General features: G+C 71.2%; 23 protein-coding genes. 4 read left to right on the forward strand and 19 right to left on the reverse strand.

Features of this window, described 5'->3' with window-relative positions; all coding sequences use genetic code 11:
- Window positions 1-157: 157 nt before the first annotated feature.
- The 16 genes from ACFWA7_RS30790 to ACFWA7_RS30865 form a co-directional block, all read right to left on the reverse strand.
- Window positions 158-868 carry a response regulator transcription factor gene (locus ACFWA7_RS30790; protein ID WP_385548001.1) on the reverse strand — a complete coding sequence of 237 codons (711 nt, stop codon included), beginning with the start codon at window positions 866-868 and terminating at the stop codon, window positions 158-160.
- 795 nt (window positions 869-1,663) lie between these two features.
- Window positions 1,664-1,960, reverse strand: coding sequence for an acyl-CoA carboxylase epsilon subunit (locus ACFWA7_RS30795; protein WP_371655130.1), 297 nt, complete (start codon window positions 1,958-1,960; stop codon window positions 1,664-1,666).
- A 27-nt stretch (window positions 1,961-1,987) separates the two neighbouring features.
- Window positions 1,988-3,568, reverse strand: coding sequence for an acyl-CoA carboxylase subunit beta (locus ACFWA7_RS30800; RefSeq protein ID WP_385826390.1), 1,581 nt, complete (start codon window positions 3,566-3,568; stop codon window positions 1,988-1,990).
- 59 nt (window positions 3,569-3,627) lie between these two features.
- Window positions 3,628-4,296, reverse strand: a complete 669-nt coding sequence (locus ACFWA7_RS30805; RefSeq protein ID WP_385547992.1) for a 4'-phosphopantetheinyl transferase family protein — start codon at window positions 4,294-4,296, stop codon at window positions 3,628-3,630.
- Window positions 4,293-5,585, reverse strand: coding sequence for an MFS transporter (locus ACFWA7_RS30810; protein ID WP_385826393.1), 1,293 nt, complete (start codon window positions 5,583-5,585; stop codon window positions 4,293-4,295). Before ACFWA7_RS30810 ends, ACFWA7_RS30805 begins: the two co-directional genes overlap by 4 nt.
- Before the next feature lie 12 nt (window positions 5,586-5,597).
- The gene (locus ACFWA7_RS30815; RefSeq protein ID WP_385547986.1) at window positions 5,598-6,476 is read right to left on the reverse strand and encodes an alpha/beta hydrolase; all 879 of its coding nucleotides are present in this window, start codon (window positions 6,474-6,476) and stop codon (window positions 5,598-5,600) included.
- Between the two features lie 131 nt (window positions 6,477-6,607).
- The gene (locus ACFWA7_RS30820; protein ID WP_385547983.1) at window positions 6,608-8,113 is read right to left on the reverse strand and encodes an FAD-dependent monooxygenase; all 1,506 of its coding nucleotides are present in this window, start codon (window positions 8,111-8,113) and stop codon (window positions 6,608-6,610) included.
- An 89-nt stretch (window positions 8,114-8,202) separates the two neighbouring features.
- Complete coding sequence (locus tag ACFWA7_RS30825; protein ID WP_385547978.1) at window positions 8,203-9,675, reverse strand: FAD-dependent monooxygenase; 1,473 nt, start codon at window positions 9,673-9,675, stop codon at window positions 8,203-8,205.
- Window positions 9,676-9,682: 7 nt separating this feature from the next.
- Entirely contained in the window at window positions 9,683-10,618 is a 936-nt protein-coding gene (locus ACFWA7_RS30830; RefSeq protein WP_385547975.1) for an aromatase/cyclase, read from the reverse strand.
- A gap of 29 nt (window positions 10,619-10,647) precedes the next feature.
- Entirely contained in the window at window positions 10,648-11,433 is a 786-nt protein-coding gene (fabG, locus tag ACFWA7_RS30835) for a 3-oxoacyl-ACP reductase FabG (RefSeq protein WP_385547972.1), read from the reverse strand.
- Between the two features lie 23 nt (window positions 11,434-11,456).
- A complete protein-coding gene (locus ACFWA7_RS30840; protein ID WP_385547969.1) occupies window positions 11,457-11,723 on the reverse strand; it encodes an acyl carrier protein in 267 nt (88 codons plus the stop codon).
- Window positions 11,724-11,936: 213 nt separating this feature from the next.
- Window positions 11,937-13,148: a ketosynthase chain-length factor gene (locus ACFWA7_RS30845; protein ID WP_385547966.1), complete on the reverse strand. Its 1,212-nt coding sequence runs from the start codon at window positions 13,146-13,148 to the stop codon at window positions 11,937-11,939.
- Window positions 13,145-14,419 (reverse strand): beta-ketoacyl-[acyl-carrier-protein] synthase family protein, encoded by a 1,275-nt coding sequence (locus ACFWA7_RS30850; protein WP_385547964.1) that lies wholly within the window; start codon window positions 14,417-14,419, stop codon window positions 13,145-13,147. The genes ACFWA7_RS30845 and ACFWA7_RS30850 overlap by 4 nt, the downstream gene beginning before the upstream one ends.
- Complete coding sequence (locus ACFWA7_RS30855; RefSeq protein WP_385547961.1) at window positions 14,416-14,745, reverse strand: TcmI family type II polyketide cyclase; 330 nt, start codon at window positions 14,743-14,745, stop codon at window positions 14,416-14,418. Before ACFWA7_RS30855 ends, ACFWA7_RS30850 begins: the two co-directional genes overlap by 4 nt.
- Before the next feature lie 422 nt (window positions 14,746-15,167).
- Window positions 15,168-15,857 carry an antibiotic biosynthesis monooxygenase family protein gene (locus ACFWA7_RS30860; RefSeq protein WP_385547958.1) on the reverse strand — a complete coding sequence of 230 codons (690 nt, stop codon included), beginning with the start codon at window positions 15,855-15,857 and terminating at the stop codon, window positions 15,168-15,170.
- Window positions 15,858-15,905: 48 nt separating this feature from the next.
- Complete coding sequence (locus tag ACFWA7_RS30865) at window positions 15,906-17,375, reverse strand: FAD-dependent monooxygenase (protein WP_385547955.1); 1,470 nt, start codon at window positions 17,373-17,375, stop codon at window positions 15,906-15,908.
- A 143-nt stretch (window positions 17,376-17,518) separates the two neighbouring features.
- On the opposite strand from ACFWA7_RS30865, the gene ACFWA7_RS30870 reads away from it, so the two are divergent.
- Window positions 17,519-17,965, forward strand: a complete 447-nt coding sequence (locus tag ACFWA7_RS30870; protein WP_385826396.1) for a nuclear transport factor 2 family protein — start codon at window positions 17,519-17,521, stop codon at window positions 17,963-17,965.
- A 103-nt stretch (window positions 17,966-18,068) separates the two neighbouring features.
- On the opposite strand, the gene ACFWA7_RS30875 is transcribed toward ACFWA7_RS30870, so the two are convergent.
- Window positions 18,069-18,485, reverse strand: a complete 417-nt coding sequence (locus tag ACFWA7_RS30875; RefSeq protein ID WP_385826399.1) for a pyridoxamine 5'-phosphate oxidase family protein — start codon at window positions 18,483-18,485, stop codon at window positions 18,069-18,071.
- A 171-nt stretch (window positions 18,486-18,656) separates the two neighbouring features.
- Between ACFWA7_RS30875 and ACFWA7_RS30880 the strand changes: the two genes are divergently transcribed.
- The 3 genes from ACFWA7_RS30880 (at window position 18,657) to ACFWA7_RS30890 (ending at window position 22,353) form a co-directional block, all read left to right on the forward strand.
- Entirely contained in the window at window positions 18,657-19,250 is a 594-nt protein-coding gene (locus ACFWA7_RS30880; RefSeq protein ID WP_371655113.1) for a TetR/AcrR family transcriptional regulator, read from the forward strand.
- A gap of 81 nt (window positions 19,251-19,331) precedes the next feature.
- Window positions 19,332-21,503 carry a RecQ family ATP-dependent DNA helicase gene (locus ACFWA7_RS30885; RefSeq protein WP_385546440.1) on the forward strand — a complete coding sequence of 724 codons (2,172 nt, stop codon included), beginning with the start codon at window positions 19,332-19,334 and terminating at the stop codon, window positions 21,501-21,503.
- Window positions 21,504-21,726: 223 nt separating this feature from the next.
- A complete protein-coding gene (locus tag ACFWA7_RS30890; protein WP_385546443.1) occupies window positions 21,727-22,353 on the forward strand; it encodes a hypothetical protein in 627 nt (208 codons plus the stop codon).
- Window positions 22,354-22,466: 113 nt separating this feature from the next.
- On the opposite strand, the gene ACFWA7_RS30895 is transcribed toward ACFWA7_RS30890, so the two are convergent.
- Both ACFWA7_RS30895 and ACFWA7_RS30900 read right to left on the reverse strand, forming a co-directional pair.
- The gene (locus ACFWA7_RS30895; protein WP_385546446.1) at window positions 22,467-23,081 is read right to left on the reverse strand and encodes a hypothetical protein; all 615 of its coding nucleotides are present in this window, start codon (window positions 23,079-23,081) and stop codon (window positions 22,467-22,469) included.
- Window positions 23,082-23,186: 105 nt separating this feature from the next.
- Window positions 23,187-23,897, reverse strand: coding sequence for a ribonuclease HII (locus ACFWA7_RS30900; protein ID WP_385546449.1), 711 nt, complete (start codon window positions 23,895-23,897; stop codon window positions 23,187-23,189).
- Between the last annotated feature and the right edge of the window lie 112 nt (window positions 23,898-24,009).

Genomic DNA, 24,009 nt, shown 5'->3' on the forward strand with positions numbered 1-24,009 from the left:
GCCTCCGGGGTAATGTCATTACCCCGGAGGCCCCGGCCGAAAACCCGTCTTCCTCTTGGAAGCCATTACCAGGCTGCCGCACCAAAGAATTCTTTGGATTTATGACGGTTGTTCAACTTGTTTTTCTCTTGTTCCCAGCGGGCCGAAAGGCGAAAATTCACCCGTTGCCCAGTTTGAAGCCGACCCCGCGCACGGTAATGATCCATCCGCTGTCGCCGAGCTTGCCGCGAAGACTGCTGACATGGGTGTCGACAGTGCGGCGCGACCATGAGTCGCCCCAGACCTGCTGCAGCAGACGTTTACGCGGAATGACCGTGTCCGGATGGGAGGCGAGCAGGCAGAGCAGATCGAATTCCTTGCGGGTCAGCCCCACCTCTCGGCCGTCCAGGCTCACCTCGCGGGAGCTCACGTCAATGCGCAACCGCCCGTGCAAGATCTCTCTGGCAACAGGCGGCTGGAACCTCGCTCGGCGCATGACGGCTTCGATCCGTGCCATTAATTCCCGGAAGCCGTACGGCTTGACCACATAGTCGTCGGCGCCGGCCTGGAGGCCGAGGACGCAGTCGAGCTCGGAGCCCCGGGCCGTGACGATGATGACCGGGATGCCGCTGACCGAGCGGATGGCCCGGCAGACCTCCAGGCCGTCCAGGTCCGGTAGTTCGAGGTCGAGCAGGACGAGGTCGACGTCCTCGTACGCCTGCAGCGCGGTGCTGCCGCTCTTTACGCCGATGGCCTCGTGGCCGTGTCTGCGCAGTCGGCACACCAGGGACTCCGCGCCGTCGACGTCGCTGTCGACCACGAGGATCCGCCGGCCCCGGGAGAGGCCCGCCACCCTGCGTACCGCTTCCGACACGCCCTCTTCGATCATGTGTGGTCCACCTGGACCACGCTGGACAGGTATATGAGGCTCCAGCACTGCCTCTGCCGAACTCTGAGTCATGCCTCCCCCGCGAGTCATGTCCCTCCCCCATCTGAGTGAGTCCAATATGAGATCCGATCCGGATCCACCGACGAACCTACAGACCGCTGCTACGGAATTCAAAGAGGTTCGAGCAAATAACGAATAAACTGTGTCGGTTATTGAGCGAGATCGGACAGGGCGCCCTCTTCGTTTCCATACGTGATCACGGCCGGGAGCCCCCGTCAACCAGTCCCCGCCATGCGGAAGCGGAACACTGGTAGATCTGTTGATTCAACCAAGGGTAACTCGCCGCGACTCACATAATCCGGCCATCTTGGCGCGCCTCTGACGTTGACGATGCCATGACATGACGTTCGCCACAGCGGCCTGGAGGTTTACGGAATTCAGGCGACTTTGCTGACAGCAAGTTAAATAACAGGTGTCCAAGTGGCGTCATGCTGGCCGATGGCTGGAATTCGCCGGTACTGCGCCTCAGTCGGGCGCGGCTCGCGCCCCCCAGCGCTCCCTGTGATCGGGCTGTAGCTTGCAGTACGGCAACACCTGCATGACGAAGACCCCCATTCACCGCACAGAATGGTCGTCCGGGAGAGTCCGTGTCAAGTAAAGTCCGGGGGCCCTGAACAGCGGCGCGCCCCGGGCGGGGCCGCCTGGTCGGGGCGGCCCGCTCGGGGCGCTGCGCACCGCTCTCCGTAAGCGGAATGGTGCGGGACGGCCTTGAATTGATGGGCCGTCAGGATTTCGTCAGGCGAGGACCGGGCCGCCCGCCCGCCAGGTGCGCGGGCCGTCGAAGCCCGTCGCCCGGTCGGTGCGGCGCCAGCTCGCGGAGCGGCGCTGCCTGGGGATCATGACCCGGGCCGCCTCCTCCCGGGCCTCGATGGCCGAGAAGTGTGCGAAGAACAGCGCGGCCAGCGCCGCCAGTTCCTCCGGATCCGGATTACCGCGCTCCACTCTCAGCAGCTCACGGCAGTGCTCCAGGGTCATTTCGGCAGGCGCGGCAGGCTCGGCGGCGGGCTCGGTGATCTGGGTCATCTCGCTCATGTCGGTCACCTCTCTGGAGAGTCGGGCCTACTGGGGCGGGTTGCCGTGCTTGCGGCGGGGCAGTTCGGCGTCCTTGGCGATGAGCATCGCGACCGAGCGGCACAGCACCGAGCGGGTCTCGCGCGGGTCGATGACGTCGTCGACCAGACCGCGCTCCGCCGCGAAGTAGGGGTGCACCAGCTCGTTCTTGTACTCCTCGATCTTCTGCCTGCGCATCGCGTCGGGGTCCTCGGCGGCGGCGATCTCCCGGCGGAACACCACGTTCGCCGCGCCCTCGGCGCCCATCACCGCGATCTCGTTGGTGGGCCACGCGAACGCGAGGTCGGCGCCGATCGAGCGCGAGTCCATCACGATGTACGCGCCGCCGTACGCCTTGCGCAGCACCACCGAGATACGCGGAACGGTGGCGTTGCAGTACGCGTACAGCAGCTTCGCCCCGCGCCGGATGATGCCGTCGTGCTCCTGGTCGACGCCCGGCAGGAACCCGGGGACATCGACGAGGGTGATCAGCGGGATGCTGAAGGAGTCGCAGAACTGGACGAACCGCGCGCCCTTCTCGCTCGCCTTGATGTCCAGGACGCCCGCCATGGCGGAGGGCTGGTTGGCGACGATGCCCACGACGTGGCCGTCGAGCCGGGCCAGCGCGACCACCAGGTTGGGCGCCCAGTTGGCGTGGATCTCCATGTACTCGCCCTCGTCGACGAGCTCCTCGATCACCGAACGCACGTCGTACGAGCGGTTGCCGTCGGCCGGCACCAGGTCGAGCAGGGCCGCGCCCTCGCGGTCCACCGGGTCCGAGGTCTGCGCCAGCGGCGGCATCTCCCGGTTGTTGGACGGCAGCAGCGAGAGCAGATAGCGGACCTCGGCGAGGCAGGTCTCCTCGTCGTCGTACGCGAAGTGCGCCACGCCCGAGATCCCGGCGTGCACATCCGCGCCGCCGAGCCCGTTCTGGGTGATCTCCTCGCCGGTCACCGCCTGCACCACGTCCGGGCCGGTGATGAACATCTGCGAGGTCTCGCGGACCATGAACACGAAGTCCGTGAGCGCCGGGCTGTAGGCCGCGCCACCCGCGCACGGGCCGAGCATCACGCTGATCTGCGGGATGACGCCCGAGGCGCGCGTGTTGCGCTGGAAGATGCCGCCGTAGCCCGCGAGGGCGCTGACGCCCTCCTGGATACGGGCGCCGGCGCCGTCGTTCAGGGACACCAGCGGCGCCCCGGCCGCGATGGCCATGTCCATGATCTTGTGGATCTTGGCGGCGTGGGCCTCGCCCAGGGCGCCGCCGAAGATCCGGAAGTCATGCGCGTAGACGAAGACCGTACGGCCCTCGACCGTGCCCCAGCCGGTGATGACACCGTCCGTGTACGGCTTCTTGGCCTCCAGGCCGAAGCCGGTGGCGCGGTGCCTGCGCAGCTGCTCCACCTCGGTGAAGCTGCCCTTGTCCAGAAGGAGTTCGATCCGCTCGCGCGCGGTCAGCTTGCCCTTGGCGTGCTGCGCCTCGGTCGCCTTGTCGCTCGGGCCGCGGACGGCCTGTTCCCTGCGTTCGCTGAGTTCGTCCAGCCGGTCGGAGACCTCGGCGGAGGACTGTGTGGTCGGCGTGGTCGGCATGGTGTTCTGTTCCCCCTGTAGGTTGCGGATCCTTGGTGCGGAATCGACTGCCTTCACGGTCACGTCGGGTTGCGGAGCGCGGCCGCGGCGGCGTAGCCCGGCTGTACGGGCACATTGCGCACCGTCCAGCCGTGCGGGCGGCCCCGGGCGTTGCGGTCGCCCAGGTAGTCCGCCGCGGGTGAGCGGGTGAGTCCGGTGCCCAGACCCTTGAGATAGGCCTCCTTGCGGGTCCACAGCCGGGCGAACGCCACCGTCCGCTCGGCGGTGGGCAGCGCGCGCAGTTCCTCGCGCTCCTGCGGGTGCAGCCGGGGCAGCACCATCTCGACGGCCTCGGGCGACGGGACGCGCTGGACGTCGACGCCCACCGGGTCCGCCGCGACCCCGATGGCGATCAGGCCGTGGCTGTGCGAGAGGTTGAAGTGGAGCGGCACGGGCGAATCGATCAACTGCGGCTTCCCGTACGGCTCTTCGCTGCGGCCGAGGACGATCCGGCCGGGTTCGAGGCCGGTGTACGCGGCGAGCAGGCCCCTCAGGGTGGCGTGCGCGGCCACGTACTGGATCCGGTCGCGCACCGAGACGTAGGACGCCGCGCGCGCCGACTCCATCTCGTCCAGGGCCCGCATCAGCGGGCACACCTGCGCCACCTCCTCGGCGGGCGGGCGGAACACCAGCAGGTGCAGCCGTCCCGCCGCGGGGGCCGCCCGCAGCGGCGTACGGGTCGCGTTCACCGGCGCACCGCCTCGTGGACGGGGCCGCCCTGCCCCGGGTCGCCCGCCGCGCTCTCGGCGGCCTCGGTGAGGCCCTTGTCGCGCCCGCCGCGCCGGTCGTACGCCAGCGCGGTGAGCGCCGCCGCCAGCGAGACCAGACCGCCGACGTAGAAGCCCGAGCGGGCGCCCAGGTGTTCGGCGAGCCAGCCGATGAGCAGCGAGCCCAGTGGGGTCGAGCCCTGGAGGATCAGGGTGTACAGCGCCATCACGCGGCCCCGGTACTGCGGGTCGCTGCCGAGCTGGACGCGGTGGTTGACGGCCTGGACGAAGAAGATGGTCGCGCCGCCGGTGAGCGAGAGCAGCACGATCGCGGCCGCGAAGCCGGGCGCCCAGCCCGCCACCGTCTCCAGGACCGCGAAGACCAGCGCCGCGCCCACCACCAGACGGCTGGAGGGGCGGCTGCGGCGCGCGGTGGTGGCGAACGCGGCGATCAGCGAGCCCGCGGCGAAGCCGGTCGTGAGCAGCCCGAACGAGGCGGCGTCGGCGTGGAAGACGGTCTTGGCGTACAGCGGCAGCGTGAGCTGGAAGTTGAGTCCGAACAGCGCGATCACCCCGACGAGGGCGAGCGGCAGCTTCAGGTCCGGGTGGGCGGCGACGTACTTGAGCCCGTCGACCACCCGCGGCCGGGTGTCCTGCCGCACGCCGAGCAGGAGTTCGCCGGGCCGCATCATCCGCAGTGCGACCACGGTCGCCAGATAGCTGACGGAGTTGAACAGCATCACCCAGCCGGTGCCGAAGCCGGTGATGAGCAGCCCCGCGAGGGCCGGCCCCACCACCCGGGCGGTGTTGAAGTACGCCGCGCTCAACGCCGAGGCGTTCGGCAGCAGTTCGGGCCCTACCAGCTCGCTGACGAACGACATCCGGGTCGGCACCTCGACGGCGTTGACGACCCCGAGGCCGAGCGCGCAGAGCCAGATGTGCCACAGCTGGACGGCGTCCGCGAACGCCAGCAGCGCCAGGACCAGGGCCAGCACACCGGACGCCAGATTGGCGCAGGTGAGCAGCAGCCGCTTGTCGTAGCGGTCGGCGAGCCGCCCGCCGTACAGGGTGAGCAGCAGCAGCGGCGTGAACTGGAGCGCGGTGACGACGCCGAGGGCGGTGCCGGAGTTGTCGGCCAGGCCCAGGACGATCCAGTCCTGGGCCACGACCATCATCCAGGTGCCCGCGACGGAGACGACCTGCCCGGCCGCGAACAGCCGGAAGTTGCGGACCGCCAGGGAGCGGAAGGGATGGGCGAAGGTGCTGGTCATAGGCTCGGATGGTCAGGCATCGCGTCCCGCCCTGGTGATGCAGTCCTCCAGGAAGGCGAGCGTGCGCAGGTGGTAGGAGCGGGCCGCCCAGCCGAGGCTGATGTTGTGGCCGGCGTCCGGCTGGCGGTCGACGACGATGCGGGGTGCGGCGGTGAGCTGCGCGGCGAGGTCGGCGAGGTCCTTGTCCCCGTGCAGCCACCAGCCCTCGTGCTCGGCGAAGGTGAGCCGGACGGGGATGCTGACGCGCGGCGCCAGGGCCGCGAACAGCTCGGGCCAGCGCGGCAGTTCGCCCGCCTCCAGCTCCGGCATCGGCGCCACGAGGGAGCCGCTGCTGCGGAAGGTGTTCGGCGGGTACAGCCGCAGCGGGCCCCAGTGCCGGGCGATGTGCTTGAGGCCCTTGCGGAGCACGCCCGGGGTGACGGCGTAGCGGTGGCCGCAGCCGGAGATGTCGAGGCCGAGGAGGCCGTCGCCGGTGCAGTGGGCGGCGGCGGAGAGCGCCAGCTTGCCGCCGAAGGAGTGGGCGACGAGCAGGATGCCCGCGCCGGTGGGGTACTTGGCGGTGAAGTCGTCGATCCCGGCGCGCAGCACGTCGGTCTGGTCGGCGACGGTGAGGCCGTTGGGCAGCTGGGCGGCGGAGTGCCCGTAGCCCGGCCGGTCGACGGCCAGGACCGTGTAGCCCAGGCGGGCGCCGAGCGTCAGCAGGGACAGCTCGGGGTGGGCCTGGCCGTCGAAGTACCCGGCGCTCATGCCGCCGCCGTGGACGGCGACGACGGTCGCGCGGGGGGTGCCTTCCGGCTCGCACAGCAGCGCGGACAGAGTGACACCGCCCGCGTCCAGGGTGATCCTGCGAACACCCTGGGAAACGACCGCCGGTGCGAGCGTGCTTTCCATCAATGCCCCCGTTTGCGTTGACTGGTGAATGGGCGGCGACCCGCGCCCCCTGGGGGGCGCGGGGAACTGCGCGAGCAACCCAGGACGGCCCGCGGACGCGAACGCGCCTCCAGGACCGAGCGGGTCGGGCGTCACGCCCCGGCCGGACCGAACCACCGGCTCAGCGAGTCCGGGAGCCCCTCGGCGGAGTCCCCCGCCCAGGCGACGTATCCATCGGGCCGTACGAGCACGGCACCCGCACCAGCGAGCGGATCGGCGCCGCCATCCACCGGCTTGGCCGAGGCGGTGACGACGTCCACCCGTCCCGACCACCCGGCGGCAGCCGCACGCACCGCCGCGTCGTCGGCGAGGTCGAGCAGCACACCGCGGGCCGGGTGCAGCAGCTCGGTGGTACTGGTCTCGCCGTCCGCCAGGACCAGCGTGCGGTGCGCGACACGACGGCCGACCAGCGGATGCGACCCGTCACCGAGCTCGTACCGGATGTCCAGACCGCTGACGATCCCGGCGAGGTGGCGCTTGACGTCGTCGTACTGGATGAGCTCGCCGAAGAGCTGGCGCAGCGGGTCGGCCTCGGGGCCGCCGAGGAAGACCATGCCCTGGGCGCGGGTGTTCATCAGCAGCCGGGCTCCGACCGGGTGGCGCTCGGAGTGGTACGTGTCGAGCAGCCCCTCGGGCGCGGTCCCGGCGATCTCCGCGGCCAGCTTCCAGCCGAGGTTGGCCGCGTCCTGGACGCCGGTGCTCAGGCCCTGGCCGCCGGCCGGGAGGTGGATGTGGGCGGCGTCGCCGACCAGCAGGACCCGGCCGCGCCGGTATTCGGAGGCCTGGCGGGTGGCGTCGCTGAAGAAGCTGACCCACTCGGCGCCGCCGTGCGAGATGTCCTCACCGGTGATCGACTGCCAGGCGGCGGCGACCTCCTCGAAGGAGACCGACTCACCGCTGGCGCGGGCGGGCGCGTTGTCGGGGCAGACGATGATCCGGTCCACGCCCGGGGCGAGCGGGGCCGCCATCACCATGCCGTTGTTGAGCCGCTCCCCCAGGAAGCGCGGGCGCAGCTCGCAGCCGGTGACGTCGGCGAGGAACATCGCCCGGGTGGCGGAGGTGCCCGGGAAGTCGAACCCGGCGGCCTCGCGGACCACGCTGCGGCCGCCGTCGGCGCCCACCAGGTAGGAGGCGCGCAGCTTGCGTACCGCGTGGGGTGTCTGGACGGTGATCTCGACGTCGTCGCCGTCCAGGAAGCCGTCGGTCAGCTCAAGGAAGTCCCAGCCGCGCCGGATGTCGACGCCGAGACCGGCCGCCCACTCCTCCAGGACCGCCTCGGTCTTGTACTGCGGGATGCCGCGCGCCCCGAAGTGCCCGCCCTCCAGGACGGTGTAGTCGAACTGCACCCCGCCGAAGTGGCCCATCGGGCTGATCTCCAGCGTCTCGCCCTGCCCGAACCGGGGCAGCAGACCGCGCTGGTCGAAGATCTCCATGGCACGGGCCGTGAAGCCCAGGCCGCGGGACTGCCCGGTGGGCTCCGCCAGCCGTTCGACGACGACGACCCGCGCCCCGCCGAGGCGCAGCTCGCCGGCGAGCATGAGACCGGTCGGACCCGCGCCGACGATGATGACATCGGTGTCCACGGCTGTCCCCTCCATAGTGTTCCCTTTCCTGGACGTGCCCTGTGGTGCCCTGTCGTGCTGTGGAGTCGTACGGTCGTGCGCGGGGGTGGGGGGTTGTACGGGATTCAGTGCGCGGGGCCGAACCAGCGCTCCAGGGCCTCCCGCAGCCCGGTGCCGTCGGTGTCCGGCTCGCCGGCCCAGGCCACGTACCCGTCGGGCCGCACCAGGACGGCGCCCACGCCGTCGAGGGCGCCGTCCTTCTCCGGCGCGGCCGGCAGCGCCGTGACCCGGCCCGCCCAGCCGGAGGTGTCCGGCAGCGCCGCACCGCCGCCGGACAGATCGAGGAGCACACCGCGTGCGGTGCGCAGCAACTGGGCCGTGTTCACCGGACCTTCGCCGGTGGTCAGGCCCGCGTCCGGCAGCCGGGCGCCGAGCAGCGGGTGCCCGGGGCCGCCGACGTCGTAGCGGATGTCGAGACCGCTGATCATCCCGGCGAGGTGCGCCCGGACGTCGTCGTGGGTGAGGAGCTCGGTGAGCACCGAGCGCAGAGGCTCCACCTCGGGGCCGCCGAGCAGCAGCATGGCCTGGGTCCTGATGTTGGACAGGACCCGCCGGCCGACCTCATGGCGTTCGGTGTGGTACGTGTCGAGCAGGCCCTCAGGGGCCGTCCCGCCGAGGTGCAGGGCCAGCTTCCAGCCCAGGTTGAAGGCGTCCTGGAGGCCGAGGTTGAGGGCCTGGCCGCCGATCGGCATCTGGCGGTGGGCCGCGTCCCCGGCGAACAGGATCCGGCCGCTGCGGTACCGGGTGAGCTGGCGGTTGGCGTCGCCGAACGAGTTCGCCCACAGCGGGGTCCCGCCGCTGATGTCCTCGCCGGTGACGCGCTTCCAGACCGCCGCGATCTCGCCGAACTCCGGGTCGCCGGTGCGCGGTTCGGCCGTGGAGCCGAACTCGTGCACCATCACCCGGGTCACCCCGTCGCGGGTCGCCGCGATGGCGAGCCCGGCGGGCAGCCGCTCGAAGCGGCGGTTGGGGATGGTGACGCCGGCCACGTCCGCGCGCAGCAGCTCGCGGCCGGCGTCGTTGCCCGGGAACTCGGCCCCGGTGAGGCGGCGCACGGTGGAGTCCTCGCCGTCGCACCCGACGAGGAAGCCACCGCGCACCACGACCGTGCCCTCGGGCCCGGCCGCGGTCGCCTCGACGAAGTCGCCCCGGTCGGACACCTCGCGCAGCTCGTGGCCGCGCCGGATGTCCACGCCCAGCGAGAGCGCCCACTCCTGGAGCAGGGCCTCGGTCCGGGTCTGGGGCATCTTCCACTGCCCGGGGAAGGGGCTGGGCAGCGTGAGGTCCATCGGGATGCCGCCGAAGTGGCCGCGCGGCTCGTTCGGCGGCGTCCCGAAGACGTCGAGCAGGCCGCGGCTGTCGAGGAGCTCCATGGTGCGGGCGTGCAGCGTGGAGGCCCTCGACTCCGTGGTGGGCGTGGCCCGTTGTTCCAGTACGACCACATCGGCGCCGCCAAGACGCAGCTCACCGGCGAGCAGAAGCCCGACGGGGCCGGCGCCGACGACGATGACCTGTGTGTCCGGGCGGTCCGGGGTCATTTCTGGCTCAGCCCTTCTGCTCGGCGTACGTCTTGGCGTGGTTGAGCGTCGCCGTGCTGTTGGTGGACAGCGCGGTGTGCACGTACTCACGGGCGTCCGCGACGGTGGCCTCGGGGCCGAGGATCTTCGCGATGTTGTCCGTGTTGAGCGTGACGGTGTGCTGCGAGGAGGCGGCCGTGCCCTCGGGCGTCTCCTCGAACGTCCAGATCCCGGTGTGCAGGGTCATCAGCGCGGGCAGCGTGACCTGCTTGTACGCGATCTTGTGGTGCGGGAAGGTCACCCGGTACGACTTGGTGGTGTGCACCGAGCCGTCCTTGGCGCGGGTGTCCATCTCCAGGGTCTGGAGCCCGGGGGTGTCCTCGGTGAGCCGGACGACGGCCACGTGCGGCAGCCGCTCGGACCAGAGGTCCGCCTCGTTGATGAAGTCGTACAGGTCCTTGGGCGAGCCCTGGACGATGACGGTGTCGGTGAACGAGAACGTCACCTCCTCGGTCGCGTGGGCCAGTTCGACGTTCTGCTTGAGCGCGGCCAGCTCCGAGCGGCTGTTCTTGTCGACCGCCTCGTCGATCCAGGCCAGGCCCTTGGGGTCGTCGTCGATCGCCCGGTAGTCGTGCAGCAGCCGCACGCGCGAGGAGTTCTCGGCCAGGGTCTCGATGATCCAGGTGCCGCCCATCGCCGCGACCGGAGGCGTGGTGACCTCCTGGCGGAAGGTGATGCGCAGGCCCTCCGGGTCCAGCTCGCGGTGCGAGGTCCAGTTCTTGGCCTCGCCGTTGGCGGTGGCCCAGATCCGGATGCGCTCGTGGTTGTCGTGCTCGCCGACCTGGTCCACATAGATCGTGGGCGGGAAGATCCGCGGCCAGTTGGTCACCTCCGCCAGCAGCCGGTACACGGCTGCGGCGGGGGCGTCTACGGTGATCTCGTGCTCGACCTCACGGGTCGTCATAACCACTCCTCCTTCGGGAACTTGGCGGATCAGAAGTTGCCGAGGCCGCCGCAGACGTTGAGCGCCTGCGCGGTGATGGAGGCGGCCGTGTCGGAGGCCAGGTAGCCGACCAGACCCGCGACCTCGTCCGGGGTGGAGTAGCGGCCGAGCGGGATCTTGGACTGGAACTTCTCCAGGATCGCGTCCTCGGAGGTGGAGTACGCGGCGGCGTAGCCCTGGCGCACGCGCTGCGCCATCGGCGTCTCGACGTATCCGGGGCAGACGGCGTTGACCGTGATGCCGGTGGGCGCGAGCTCGTTGCCCAGGGCCTTGGTGAAGCCGACCACGCCGTGCTTGGAGGCCGAGTACGGGGCGCCGAGGACGACGCCCTGCTTGCCCGCGGTGGAGGCGATGTTGATGATCCGGCCGCGGTCCTTGTGGCGCATACCGCCGGTGTTGAGGACCTCGCGGGTGACCCGGAAGACGCTGTTCAGGTTGGTGTCGATGACGGCGTCCCACAGCTCGTCCTCGATGTCGGCGGTGACGCCGCCACCGGACCGGCCGGCGTTGTTGACCAGCACGTCGACGGTGCCGAAGCGGTCGACGGCCGCCTGGACGAAGGCCTTGACGCTGTCGGCGTCGGTGACGTCGAGCGCCGAGCCGTCGGCGTCGAGGCCCTCGCCCTGGAGCTGCTTGACGGTCTCGGTGACGTTCTCGGCGTTGCGCGCGCCGATGAAGACCCGGTGTCCCTGGGAGGCGAGCAGACGGGCCACGGAGAGCCCGATGCCGCTCGTGGCGCCCGTCACCAGTGCGACCCGTGCGGTGTTCTCGGTCATGGTCGTTGTTCCTTGTCTGTGGCTCAGGCGGCGGACGCGGAGGACAGCTGGGCGTTGACGACGTCGATGAGGGCGCGCGGCGTGGTGGCGTCGGTCAGCGCGTCGTCGTCCAGCGAGATGCCGTACTCACGCTCGATCCGGCCGCCCGTCTCCAGGAGCGCGAGCGACTCGTATCCCAGGACCTCGAACTCGGTGTCCAGGATGTCGCCGTCCAGGTCGACGCCCTCCTCGGCGCCCGCTGCCTCAAGGAGGATGCGCCTGAGGTCGTCGAGGGTGAACGTGGTGGCCATGGGAACTTCCCTTTCCTAGGTGTGCGGCGTTGCCAGTTGTCTGTGGGTGGTGCGTACCGCGCCCTTGAAGGGGCGCGGGGCTGCGTCACTGTGCGGCTCCGCCGCGATGGGGGTCCCCCTGTTCGAGCGAAGCCGAGAACTTGGGGGAGCGACCAGCCACAGACGGTCCGCAGTCGAATATCGGCGTTTCCGACTGCGCTTCCCGCGGAGCGCTTACGCGGCGCGGACGACCACGGCGGAGTTGAAGCCGCCGTAGCCGCGGGCGAGGACGAGGGCGGTGCGCACCTCGGCGGTGCGCGGCTCGCCCAGGACCAGGTCCAGGTCGTACTCGGCGGCCGGGTCGATGTGCACGGTGGGCGGGATGACCCCGTCCTTGATGGCGAGGAAGGCGGCGGCCAGGTCCAGCGGGGCCGCGCCCGAGTAGAGCCGTCCGGTCATCGTCTTGGGCGCGGTGACCGCGACTCCCCGGGTGCCGAAGACCGCGCCCAGCGCCTCGGCCTCCTGGCGGTCGAGCTCGGGGTCGGCGGCCGCGTCGGCGAAGACCACGTCCACGTCGCCCGGGGCGACCCCCGCGTCGGCCAGGGCGAGTTCGATGGCCTTGCGCAGCCCCGGCGGACGGCCGGAGCCGGCCTTCGGGTCGATGGTCGAGCCGTATCCGGAGACCTCGCCGTAGATGCGGGCGCCGCGGGCGCGGGCCGCCTCGGCGTCCTCCATGATCAGGATCGCGCCGCCCTCGCCGGGCACGTAACCCGCCGCCTCGCTGTCGAAGGGCAGGTAGGCGCGGGTCGGCTCCTCGCTGGTGGAGAGCCGGTCGCTGGCCAGCTGGGCCACCCAGCCCCACGGGCAGACCGAGGCGTCGATGGCGCCGGAGACGATCAGCGAGGTGCCCTTGCGGATCTGCCGCCGGGCCTGCGCCACCGCGTCGAGGCCGCCGGCCTGGTCGCTGACGACCACGCCGCTGGGGCCCTTCATCCCGTTGCGGATGGAGATCTGGCCGCTGTTGACCGCGTAGAACCAGGCGAAGGACTGGTACGCCGAGACGTACTGGCTGCCCTTGGACCACAGGGCCTGGAGCTCGCCCTGGCCGAACTCGAAGCCGCCGGCCGCGCTCGCGGTCACCACGCCCATGTCGAAGTCGGGGAGTTCGGCCGGGGTGATGCCCGCGTCGGCGAGCGCCCAGTCGGTCGCGACCAGCGCGAGCCGGGTCACCCGGTCGGTCTGCGGGAGCAGCCGGCTCGGCAGCAGGTCCTCCGCGACGAAGCCCGGGACCTCGCCGGCCAGCTTGGCCGGGTAGGACGACGGGTCGAAGCGGGTGATGCGGCCGATGCCGCTCTTACCACCGACGGTCGCCGCCCAGTAGTCCTGGATGCCGAGCCCGTTGGGCGACGCCACCCCCAGGCCGGTGACCACCACGGACGACGTCATGCGAGCTTCCTCTCGGGACGGGCGAGCACCACGGCGCTCTGGAAACCGCCGAAGCCGCTGCCGACCGAGAGGACCGCGTCGGTCTTCCGGTCGCGGGCGGTCAGCGGGACGTAGTCCAGGTCGCACTCGGGGTCGGGCGTGTGCAGGTTCGCCGTGGGCGGCACGACGTTGTACTCCATGGCGAGCGCCGAGGCGGCGATCTCGATCGAGCCGATCGCGCCGAGCGAGTGCCCGACCATCGACTTGATGGAGCTCATCGGCGTCCGGTACGCGTGGTCGCCGAGGATCCGCTTGACGGCCGCCGTCTCGTGGCGGTCGTTCTGCTTGGTGCCGGAGCCGTGGGCGTTGATGTAGTCGATCTCGTCGCCGTTCATCCGCGCCTCGTCGAGCGCCACCCGGATCGCCTCGGCCATCTCCGCGCCGTCGGGGCGCAGACCGGTCATGTGGTACGCGTTGGAGCGCGTGGCGTAGCCCGCGATCTCCGCGTAGATGTGGGCGCCGCGCTTCTGCGCGCTCTCCAGCTCTTCGAGTACGAAGAAGGCGGTGCCCTCGCCGAGCACGAAGCCGTTGCGGGAGTTGTCGAACGGCCGCGACGCCGTCTCGGGCTCGTCGTGGCGGTTCGTCGTGGCCTTGATCGCGTCGAAGCACGCCATCGTGATCGGCGAGATCGGCGCGTCCGAGGACCCGGCGATCATGACGTCGGCGGAGCCCTCGCGGATCAGCTCGACGGCGTAGCCGACCGAGTCGATACCGGAGGTGCAGCCGGTGGACACCACGGTGCTGGGGCCCTCGGCCCCGACGGCCCAGGCGACCTCGGCCGCGAACGAGCTCGGCACCAGGTGGTTGTAGAGGTGCGGGGCCGCGTACTTGTGGTCCACGAGGTCGAGCCGGCCGCCGTCGCTGACGACCCGGTACTCCTCGTCGAGGCCCATGGTCGCGCCGACCGCGCTGCCGACGGTGACACCGATGCGGTACGGGTCGAGTCCGCCGAGCTCCAGGCCGCTGTCGGCGACCGCGCCGCGCGAGGCGACGACCGCGAACTGCCCGGCGCGGTCCATGCGCCGGACCTCCTGCGGGCTCAGACCGTGCTCGTACGGGTCGAAGTCGATCTCGGCGGCCACCCGGGAGCGGAAGGGCGTCGGGTCGAAGAAGGTGATGCCGCGCGTCGCCGTGCGGCCCTCGCTGAGGAGGCTCCAGAAGTTCTTGCTGCCGATTCCACCCGGGGCGAGCACCTCCATCCCCGTGATGACGACCCTGCGAGGCGTTGTCACGCGCCCGCCTCCCAGTTGTAGAAGCGGGCGGCCATGGCGTCGGCGGGCGAGCGCCAGGTGGCCGGGTCGTACGCCTGGATGAACGGCTTGAGGTCGTTGCTGATCCCGACGAACCGCGGGTCGTTCTTCGCGGCCTCGATCAGCTGACCGCCGTTGTCCGCGTCGAAGTCCTGCAGGTGGAAGTAGAGGCCCCGGTACGAGAACAGCTGGCGGCGCCGCGTCCCCATCAGGTGCGGCATGTCCGTCGCGTCGAACTCGGAGAACAGTTTGGCGACGTCGGTGCTCGAACCGGGTTCCATGCGGGCGACGATCAGCGTGCTGTGCATACGTTTTCGCTCCTCAGCGGTTGCGGTTGATCCGGCACTGGCCGTGCTCCTGGCGCGTACGACGTCGGACGCGCCCGAATATGAGGGCCATGAACGGGAGTTGAGCGAGAGGATCAGCGGTGGCGAACCACGCCCCGGATCATGTATTCAAGGGTCTTCTGATCCCGCTCGCCGTTCAAGGCGCCCCGGTTCAGGTCTACGTCCGGTTCGGTCAGGTTCCGCAAATACACCGCAGCCATGTCAGAGAACCGGCAGCGATGGGCAGGTGCCTGACGCGGAAGTGTCACGTCGGCGTCAGGTGTCGTCAGGTCGCGAACCGGAGCGTCTCCCCTGCGCGTTGGGGCCCGGAACGCCGGAACGCCCGGCTCCTGGAGAGGAGCCGGGCGTTCCGTGGTGCTGTGGTGCTGTGGTGCTTTGAGGTGTTACTGGCCGGCCGCGCGGGTGTGGACCACGCGGTAGGTGTTGGAGTCCACCGACGTCAGGAGCGAGCCGGTGCGCTTCTCGGCGTCCTGGCGGGCGGCGGGCTTGTCGCCCTGCGGCACGGCCTGGTAGGCGTCGAACGCCTCCTTGCTCTCCCACTGCGAGTAGGAGACCACGAAGGAGCCCTCAAGGCCGCGGGCGGCGATGCCCTTGAGGATCGTGTGGGAGACGTAGCCGGGAACGTCACTCAGGAACTTCATCGACGGGCCGAGCGCGTCGACCAGGTCGTCCTGGTTCTTCTCCTCGACACCGAAGACCGCGATCACGGTGTAGTCGGTGCGCTCCGGGGAGATCTCGACGCCGTCGCCCGACTTGGTCTGCGAGTACGCGATGTTGTTCTGCAGCAGACGGATCGAGGTGGTCAGCTCGCCGAAGAGCGGCAGCGTGCGGTGCTTGAACTCCTCGCCGTCGTACCGGTCCTCCAGGTCGGCGCGGCTGCGCCACTGGATGAAGTTGGCCGTGCCCGGCTTGTCCACACCGGCGTGCACGGTGGAGGACATCCAGCCCGGGTAGGCGGCCGAGTCGACGATCTCGCGCATCGCGCCGAGCAGGCCCTCCTGCTTCTCCGGGGCGTCCGTGGAGAAGAGGTTGAGGACGGTCAGGTTCTGGTCATCGGAGGAAATCTTGGGCATGTTCTTCGCTTCCTTCGGGTGTACGGGTGAAAGGGAGTCAGGCCCAGCTCAGTTGGCCCGGCCGAACCATCGGTTGAGGGATTCGGCGAGCCCCTCCGTGCGCGAGGCGGAGGGGGAGACCCAGGCGACGTAGCCGTCGGGACGCACAAGGAAGGCGTCCAGGCCCGCGTCGCAGTCGTGCTGCTCTGCGGTGACCGTGGTGACACGGTCGGCCCAGCCCGCGGCGAGCTCTCGCAGGTGGGAGTCGTCGGTGAGGTCGAACAGAACGGCCTTGCCGGCCGCCAGCAGCTCGAAGTTGGTGGTCTTCTTGCCGTCGACCACCAGTTCCTCGTCCTTGAGACGGCGGCCGAGGAGCGGATGGTCGCCCTCGCCCACGTCGTGCCGGATGTCCAGTCCGGTGACCATCCCGATCAGCGTCTTCTGGACGTCCTCGAACCCGGTGAGCTCGGTGAAGACATCGAGCAGCGGGGTGATCTCGTCGCCGCCCAGATAGAGGATCCGCTGGGCGAGCGTGTTGGTGAGCACCCGGGCGCCGACCGGGTGGCGCTCGGAGTGGTACGTGTCGAGCAGGCCCTCGGGGGCCTGGCCCTTGATCTCCAGGGCGAGCTTCCAGCCGAGGTTCACCGCGTCCTGCACGCCGGCGCTCATTCCCTGGGCGCCGATGGGCAGGTGGATGTGCGCGGCGTCGCCGGCCAGGAAGACCCGGCCCTTGCGGTACTCGGCGGCCTGGCGGCTCACATCGGTGGTGGTGGAGACCCAGTGCACGGTGGCGCCGCTGATGTCCTCGCCGGACAGGCGCTTGAACGCCTCGGCCACCTCGTCGAAGGTGATCGGGTCCGGGCTCTTGCGGAGCGGCTCGCTCCGGTCGAAGTAGACGATCCGGCAGCGCTCCGGGCCGAGCGGCAGCACCATGACCATGCCGCCGGGCACCCGCTCGCCGCTGAAGCGCGGGCGCAACGGCACCCCGCTGATGTCGGCGAACCGGAGCTCGATGGCCGGGTCGGTGCCCGGGAAGTCGATGCCCGCGAGCTTGCGCACCACACTGCGGGCGCCGTCCGCGCCCACCAGGAAACGGCCGCGCAGCGTGGCCGGTCCGTCGGGCGTGGAGACCTCCACGGTGACCCCGTCGGCGCCGTCCTCCAGGCCGGTGACCTCGACCCCGCGGCGGACCTCGGCGCCCAGCTGCCCGGCCCAGCCGGCCAGCACGCCCTCGGTGCGCGACTGGGGGATGCCCCGGGCCCCGTACGAACCGCCCTCGACCAACCGGTAATCGATGGACACTCCGCCGAAATGGCCGACCGGAATGACGTCCACACCACCGAAACGCTCCAGCAGTCCGCGCTGGCCGAATTCCTCGATGGTACGCGCCGAGAATCCCAGAGCCCGCGACTGCTGTATCGGCTCGGCAAGGCGATCGACGACAATCACGGACACGCCGTTCAGGCGCAGTTCGCCTGCGAGCATGAGTCCAGTGGGGCCGGCTCCCGCGATAATTACGTCCGCGTCAAAGTTAGACATCTACCCTCTTCCGACTGGCGTTTCTCCAGTATCCCGAGGGGGCAACCGAGCGTAAATAGCTGCTAGTACAGGCCTTTGACAAGTACGTCAACTCCGCTACAAGGAGTCTTGGTCAGAGGCCTGTTCCGGAGTCATCCTCAACCATGACCTCAAGCCAATCCACCGCCGATGTCGCGGGACTGCTCGACCGCTACCTGATCAATCTGGACGACGACAAGCTCGATGACGCCTGGGCCCGGGGGCTGTTCACCGAGGACGCCGTCGTCGAGTTCCCGATGAGCCGGCACGAGGGGATCGCGGGCCTCGCCGAGTACCACAGCACGGCGCTGGCGGCGTTCGCCCGCACCCAGCACATCAACTCGCCCGCCGTGGTCGAAATCGACGGCGACCATGCCTCTTTGCGCGCCAACATCGTCTCCACCCACGTGCACCACCCCTCCGACCATCCGGAGGACGCCGACCGCGCTCCGATATTCGCCAACGGAAGCCTGGTGAGCGCCACGGCCCGGCGCACCCCGGACGGCTGGCGGCTGACCCTGCTGTCGCTGCGCATGATCTGGGTGACCGGCACCCCGCCCCGCAAGGGCTGAGCACCCCACGACGAACACGAGCGCGGCGGTACGGGGAGGACGTTCCCCGTACCGCCGCGCTCTGCTTGGCAGTCGCGGCTCTGCCTTCGCCGCAAGGCCTTCCCTATACGTTCAGGCTCATCACGCGGTCGACCCGGATCTCGACCACCACGCGGCCGGGCGGGTTGGGCGGGCCGGAACGGTAGCGCCTGGCGTAGCGGCGCGCGCCCTCGGTGACCCGCGCGGGCTCCTCGACGACCGAGGCCGTGCCCTCCAGCGTGACCCAACTGAACCCGGCCACCTGGCAGATGGCCACCCGGCCGCCCGCCGTGGCGATCAGGTTGCGGGCCTTGCGGGACGAGGACACCGTCATCACCCGGGCGAGCCCCGCCTCCGCGTCCCAGGTGAACCGCACCGGCGCCACGTGCGGGGACCCGTCGGGCCGGATGGTGGTCAGCGTACCGATGTGCGGCTCCGTCAGGAATGCCTCCACCGACGCCGACACCTCCGGCGCACTCGTACGCCCCAGGGGCAACGACATCGTGTTCTTCCTTCCGTCTCACTCCGGCTACCAGGCCATTGTCAACACCCGGGGCCGACCTTTGGAACCGACTGGGCAACTGCGAACCGCATACCCCAACTGGCGTGAAGTCGGGGCTGGTTCAGTAGGTAACGGCAGGGCATAGTAGAGTCAAACGGAGGGAGGTTCCGTATGCCAACGTCAACGCCAGTCAGTGAGAGCGGTCCCCGCCGGCTCCGGGCTGACGCGGAGCGCAACCGGGCCCGGGTCCTGAACGCGGCGCGCGAGCTCTTCGCGGAACGCGGCGCCAACGTGTCCATGGACGAGGTGGCCCGGCACGCCGAGGTCGGCGTGGGCACGCTCTACCGCCACTTCCCCACCAAGGAAGCCATGGTCGTGGCGGCCTCCCAGCAGCGCTTCGGCGAGATCCTCACGTACTACCGCACGGTGTGCCGCGAGTCGGCCGAGCCGCTCGAAGCGCTCCAGATGCTGCTCACCCGGGTCGGCGAGGTGGAGGCCCGCGACCGCGGCTTCGCCAGCGTCGTCGGCGGCACGCTCGGCTCCGAGGGCCCGCCCAGCACCATGCGGGCCGACCTGGAGGCCGAGCTCGTGGACCTGGTCGGCAAGGGCCAGGCGACCGGCTCCATCCGGCGCGACATCGCGGGCGTCGACATCCTCGCCCTGACCTGCGGCCTCACCTCGATCGTGCACCGCCGCACCGGCGACTGGCGGCGCTACATCGACATCGTGCTCGACGGCCTGCGCTCGGACCACATCACGCCGTAGCGGCGGGCCCGGGGGCGTGCGGCGGGGCCGGTGGCGCCCATGGACGGGCCGGATGTCAGACCCGTCCTGTTGTATGGGGGCATGAACCACACGAGCACCACGGATCTGCGCACCGCGGCCGACGCCGTCCTGGCCCGCCTGGTCGGCGACCCGACGGGGGCGGCCCGGCTGCGCGAGGACCAGTGGCGCGCCATCGAGGCGCTCGTCGCCGGGGGGCGGCGGGCGCTGGTCGTCCAGCGCACCGGCTGGGGCAAGTCCGCGGTGTACTTCGTGGCGACCTCGCTGCTGCGCGAGCGCGGCAGCGGCCCCACCGTGATCGTGTCGCCGCTGCTCGCGCTGATGCGCAACCAGGTGGAGGCCGCCGCCCGCGCGGGCATCCGCGCCCGCACGATCAACTCGTCGAACACCGAGGAGTGGGAGACCGTCCAGGCCGAGGTGGCCGCGGGCGAGGTCGACGTCCTCCTGGTGAGCCCGGAGCGCCTCAACAACCCGGACTTCCGCGACGAGGTGCTGCCCAAGCTCTCGGCGGCCACCGGCCTGCTCGTGGTGGACGAGGCGCACTGCATCTCGGACTGGGGCCACGACTTCCGCCCCGACTACCGCCGGCTGCGCACCATGCTCGCCGAGCTCCCCCCGGGCGTCCCGGTCCTCGCGACGACGGCGACGGCCAACGCGCGCGTGACGGCCGACGTGGCGGAGCAGCTGGGCACCGGCGCGGACACCGACGCGCTGGTGCTCCGCGGCCCCCTGGACCGCGAGAGCCTGAGTCTGAACGTGCTGTCGCTGCCGGACGCGGCGCACCGCCTGGCCTGGCTCGCCGACCACCTGGACGAACTGCCGGGCTCCGGGATCATCTACACGCTGACCGTGGCGGCCGCCGAGGAGATCACCGCGTATCTGCGCCAGTGCGGGCACACCGTCGCCTCCTACACGGGCCGCACGGAGAACGCGGACCGCCAGCAGGCCGAGGACGACCTGCTGGCCAACCGGGTCAAGGCGCTGGTAGCCACCTCGGCCCTGGGCATGGGCTTCGACAAGCCGGACCTCGGCTTCGTGGTCCACCTGGGCTCGCCCTCCTCCCCCATCGCCTACTACCAGCAGGTGGGCCGCGCCGGCCGCGGTGTGGAGCACGCGGAGGTGCTGCTGCTCCCCGGCAAGGAGGACGAGGCGATCTGGCGCTACTTCGCCTCGGTCGCCTTCCCGCCCGAGGAGCAGGTCCGCCGCACCCTGGACGTGCTGGCCCAGGCGGGGCGCCCGCTCTCGCTGCCCGCCCTGGAGCCGCTGGTCGAGCTGCGGCGCACCCGCCTGGAGACCATGCTCAAGGTCCTCGACGTGGACGGCGCGGTCCACCGCGTCAAGGGCGGCTGGACGTCCACCGGACAACCCTGGGTGTACGACGCGGAGCGGTACGCGTGGGTGGCCCGCCAGCGCTCCGCCGAGCAGCAGGCGATGCGTGACTACGCGTCGGCGACCGGCTGCCGGATGGAGTTCCTGCGCCGCCAGCTCGACGACGAGCAGGCGGCCCCGTGCGGACGCTGCGACAACTGCGCGGGCGCCCGCTTCACCGCCGATGTCTCCGGGAAGGCGCTGGACGCGGCCAAGGGCGAGCTGGGCAGGCCGGGCGTCGAGGTCGAGCCCCGCAAGATGTGGCCGACCGGGCTCGCGGCGGTCGGCGTCGACCTCAAGGGCCGTATCCCCGCGGGCGAACAGGCCTTCCCCGGCCGGGCGCTGGGCCGCCTCTCGGACATCGGCTGGGGCAACCGGCTGCGCCCGATGCTCGCCCCCCAGACCCCCGACGGACCGGTTCCGGACGATGTGGTCGACGCCGTGGTGACCGTCCTGGCCGACTGGGCCAAGGGCCCCGGCGGCTGGGCGGGCGGCGGCCCCGACGCGCCGCCCCGGCCCGCCGGAGTGGTCACCGTCGCCTCGCTCACCCGGCCCCGCCTCGTCGAGTCGCTGGGCGCCCGGATCGCGGAGATCGGCCGCATGCCCCTCCTCGGACGCGTGGAGTACGGGGAGGAGGCCGCCGGAGCCCGCGTTCCCGCCTCCAACAGCGCCCAGCGGGTGCGCGCCCTGCACCACGCCTTCACGGTGCCGGACGAGCTGGCGCGGGCGGTGCGGGAGGCGGGCGGCCCGGTGCTGCTCGTCGACGACCGCTCGGACTCGGGCTGGACGCTGGCGGTGGCGGCCCGGCTGCTGCGCCGGGCGGGCGCGCAGGGAGTGTTTCCGCTGGTCCTCGCCGTGCAGGGGTGACCGCTGGGAATCCGGGGCGTGACCGGGGATGCGACTGGGCAGGGATATGAGTGCCATACCCTCCGATTCCAGTCAGCGGCTCCAATTGCTCGTTGCCGCGTGCCCGCGAGCCAGCGAGAATTGGAACCGCGCCTCAACGGCGGACCCGGTGTCCGGGGCCCTGCCGTGCTGCGCCCTCACCCGCCCTGCCCGCACTGTGGGCGCGTATCCGGAAGGGAGGACCGTGACCTTCGGATTCGCTCCGTCCGCAGCCTCGGCAGGCGCGTCGTCCCTCATGTCGGCGGCCTCGGCGAACCGCCTCGCAAGGATGCTGGAGCCCGCAGAGTGGGCCTCGGCGGGGATCCCGCTGCTGCGCAACCCCCGCGAGGTGGTCAGCGGGCTGCACAGCCGGCACCGCCCGACCCCGTCGACCGCGGTGATCGCCGTCCTGGACCACGAGGAACGGCTGGCCGCCAGCGCCTCGTTCGTCCGGCGCCCGGTCGCCGCCGACGGCTGGGAGTTCCGCAACGCGCTCCTCGCGCATCTGCGCCGGGTGCTCCCGCACGACCTGCGCCGCCGGACCCCGGTGCGCACCGCCGTACTGCTCTACTGCCGTGACGGCGACGAGCGTTGGACCGAGGAGGACGGCGCCTGGATGTGGGGCCTGCGGGACGCCTGCACCCTGCACGGGCTGCGCTGCGGCGCGTACATCACGCTGACGCGCGGCGGCTGGCAGGTGCTGGGCGAGGGCCGCGGCGGCCGCCACCCCAGCTCCACCACCCGCCCCGGCTCCCTGTCGGACACCGAACCCGAGCCCCTGCCACTGCGCAGCGGATCGGCGGAGGCCCTGCGCAGGGTGGCAGCCCGCTAGGGTCAGTCCCCGGGAGCCTGTCCGCAGTGGCGCGCCCTACAGGGGCGCGGGGAACTGCGCGACCAGCCCAAGACGGCCCGCGCACAAAGAACCGCCCCTGCCGAGCGCCCCGCTCAGACGCCCGCGCTGAGCGCCGCGTTGATCCGCTGCGGGTCACCGCAGACGATCAGCAGCGCCCCCGCGCGCTCGCGCGCGAGCGGCAGCGCGCCGACGGCAGCGTCATCCCCGCCGTTGACGGCGACGATCACCACGGGCCGGGCGGCCACACGGGCGGCGTACGCCGCGTCCGCGTAGAAGACGTCGTCGCACGCGTCGTGCTGCGCCCAGTACGGCTCCTCGCCGAAGGACAGCTCGTGCGCCGCCCACGGGTGCGGGTCACCGGTGGTGAGGACCAGGATCTCGCCCGGCGCGCGGCCGGTGTCGAGCAGCAGGTCCACCGCCTCGCCCGCGGCGTCGAGCGCGCCGTCGGCCGGGGCCGGGATCAGCTGGATCTGCGGTCCGGAAGCGGTCTCCGGACGGGGTGCCTGGGGCTGCGCGGCGGCGTGCGCGCGCTGCGCGGGGGGCGTGGGCCGGGCGGGACCGGGGCCCGGAGTTCCGGGACGCGGTGCGGCCGCGGTACGCGGACCAGGAACGGGACGGGGGGTCGGCGCGGTGCGGCCGGCGGCCGGAGTGACGCGGGGACCCTGGGCGCTCTCGTGAATCTGAGGCTCCTCGGGGATGAGAGGCATGGGTAAAGGTCTATCAAACGCCGGTGAATGGGGCACCACCGGGTGGGCACAAAAGTGCGATCGGGGCGGAGTCTCCCCGTTAAGGGCGGGGAAAGTCCAGGGATTTCAGAAGTCGAAGCCGAGCTGGCCCCCGCTTTCCAGTGCGGCCGCCGCCGCGGAGACCCGGACCTTCTTCAAGTGCCGCCAGCGCGGCAGCGCGTCGAGGTACGCCCAGGACAGCCGGTGGTACGGGGTCGGCCCCCGGTCCTCCAGTGCCGTCTTGTGCGTGGGCGAGGGGTAGCCGGCGTTGTCGGCGAAGCCGAACACCTCGTACTCCCCCGCCGCTCCCCCGAGTTCGGCCATCATCGCGTCCCGGCGCACCTTGGCGATCACCGAGGCGGCCGCGACCGCGATGCAGGACTGGTCCCCCTTGATGACGGTACGGACCCGCCACGGTTCACCGAGGTAGTCGTGCTTGCCGTCGAGGATCACCGCCTCCGGCCGTACCGGAAGCGCGTCCAGCGCGCGGACGGCGGCGAGACGGAGCGCGGCGGTCATTCCGAGCTCGTCGATCTCTTGCGGCGAGGAGTGGCCCAGCGCGTACGCCGTCACCCAGGACTCCAGGAGCACGGCCATTTCGAGGCGGCGCCTCGGAGTGATCAGCTTGGAGTCGGTGAGACCCTCGGGCGGGCGGCGCAGTCCGGTGATCGCGGCGCACACCGTGACGGGACCGGCCCACGCCCCGCGTCCGACCTCGTCGACACCGGCAATGATCTTGCATCCGGTGGTGGCGCGAATCGAGCGCTCGACGGTGTGGGTGGGTGGTTCGTACGGCATGGCGCCAGCAAGGTTACGCCGCCCGGGACGCCGATGACACCCCGGCCACCCCGTACCGCGCGATCGGACCGGCCGAACCCGTTGTTCAGGGCGTCCGGGGCACGTGACGAGA

The organism is Streptomyces sp. NPDC059994 (assembly GCF_042737755.1).
In the GTDB taxonomy this organism is placed as follows: Bacteria; Actinomycetota; Actinomycetes; order Streptomycetales; family Streptomycetaceae; genus Streptomyces.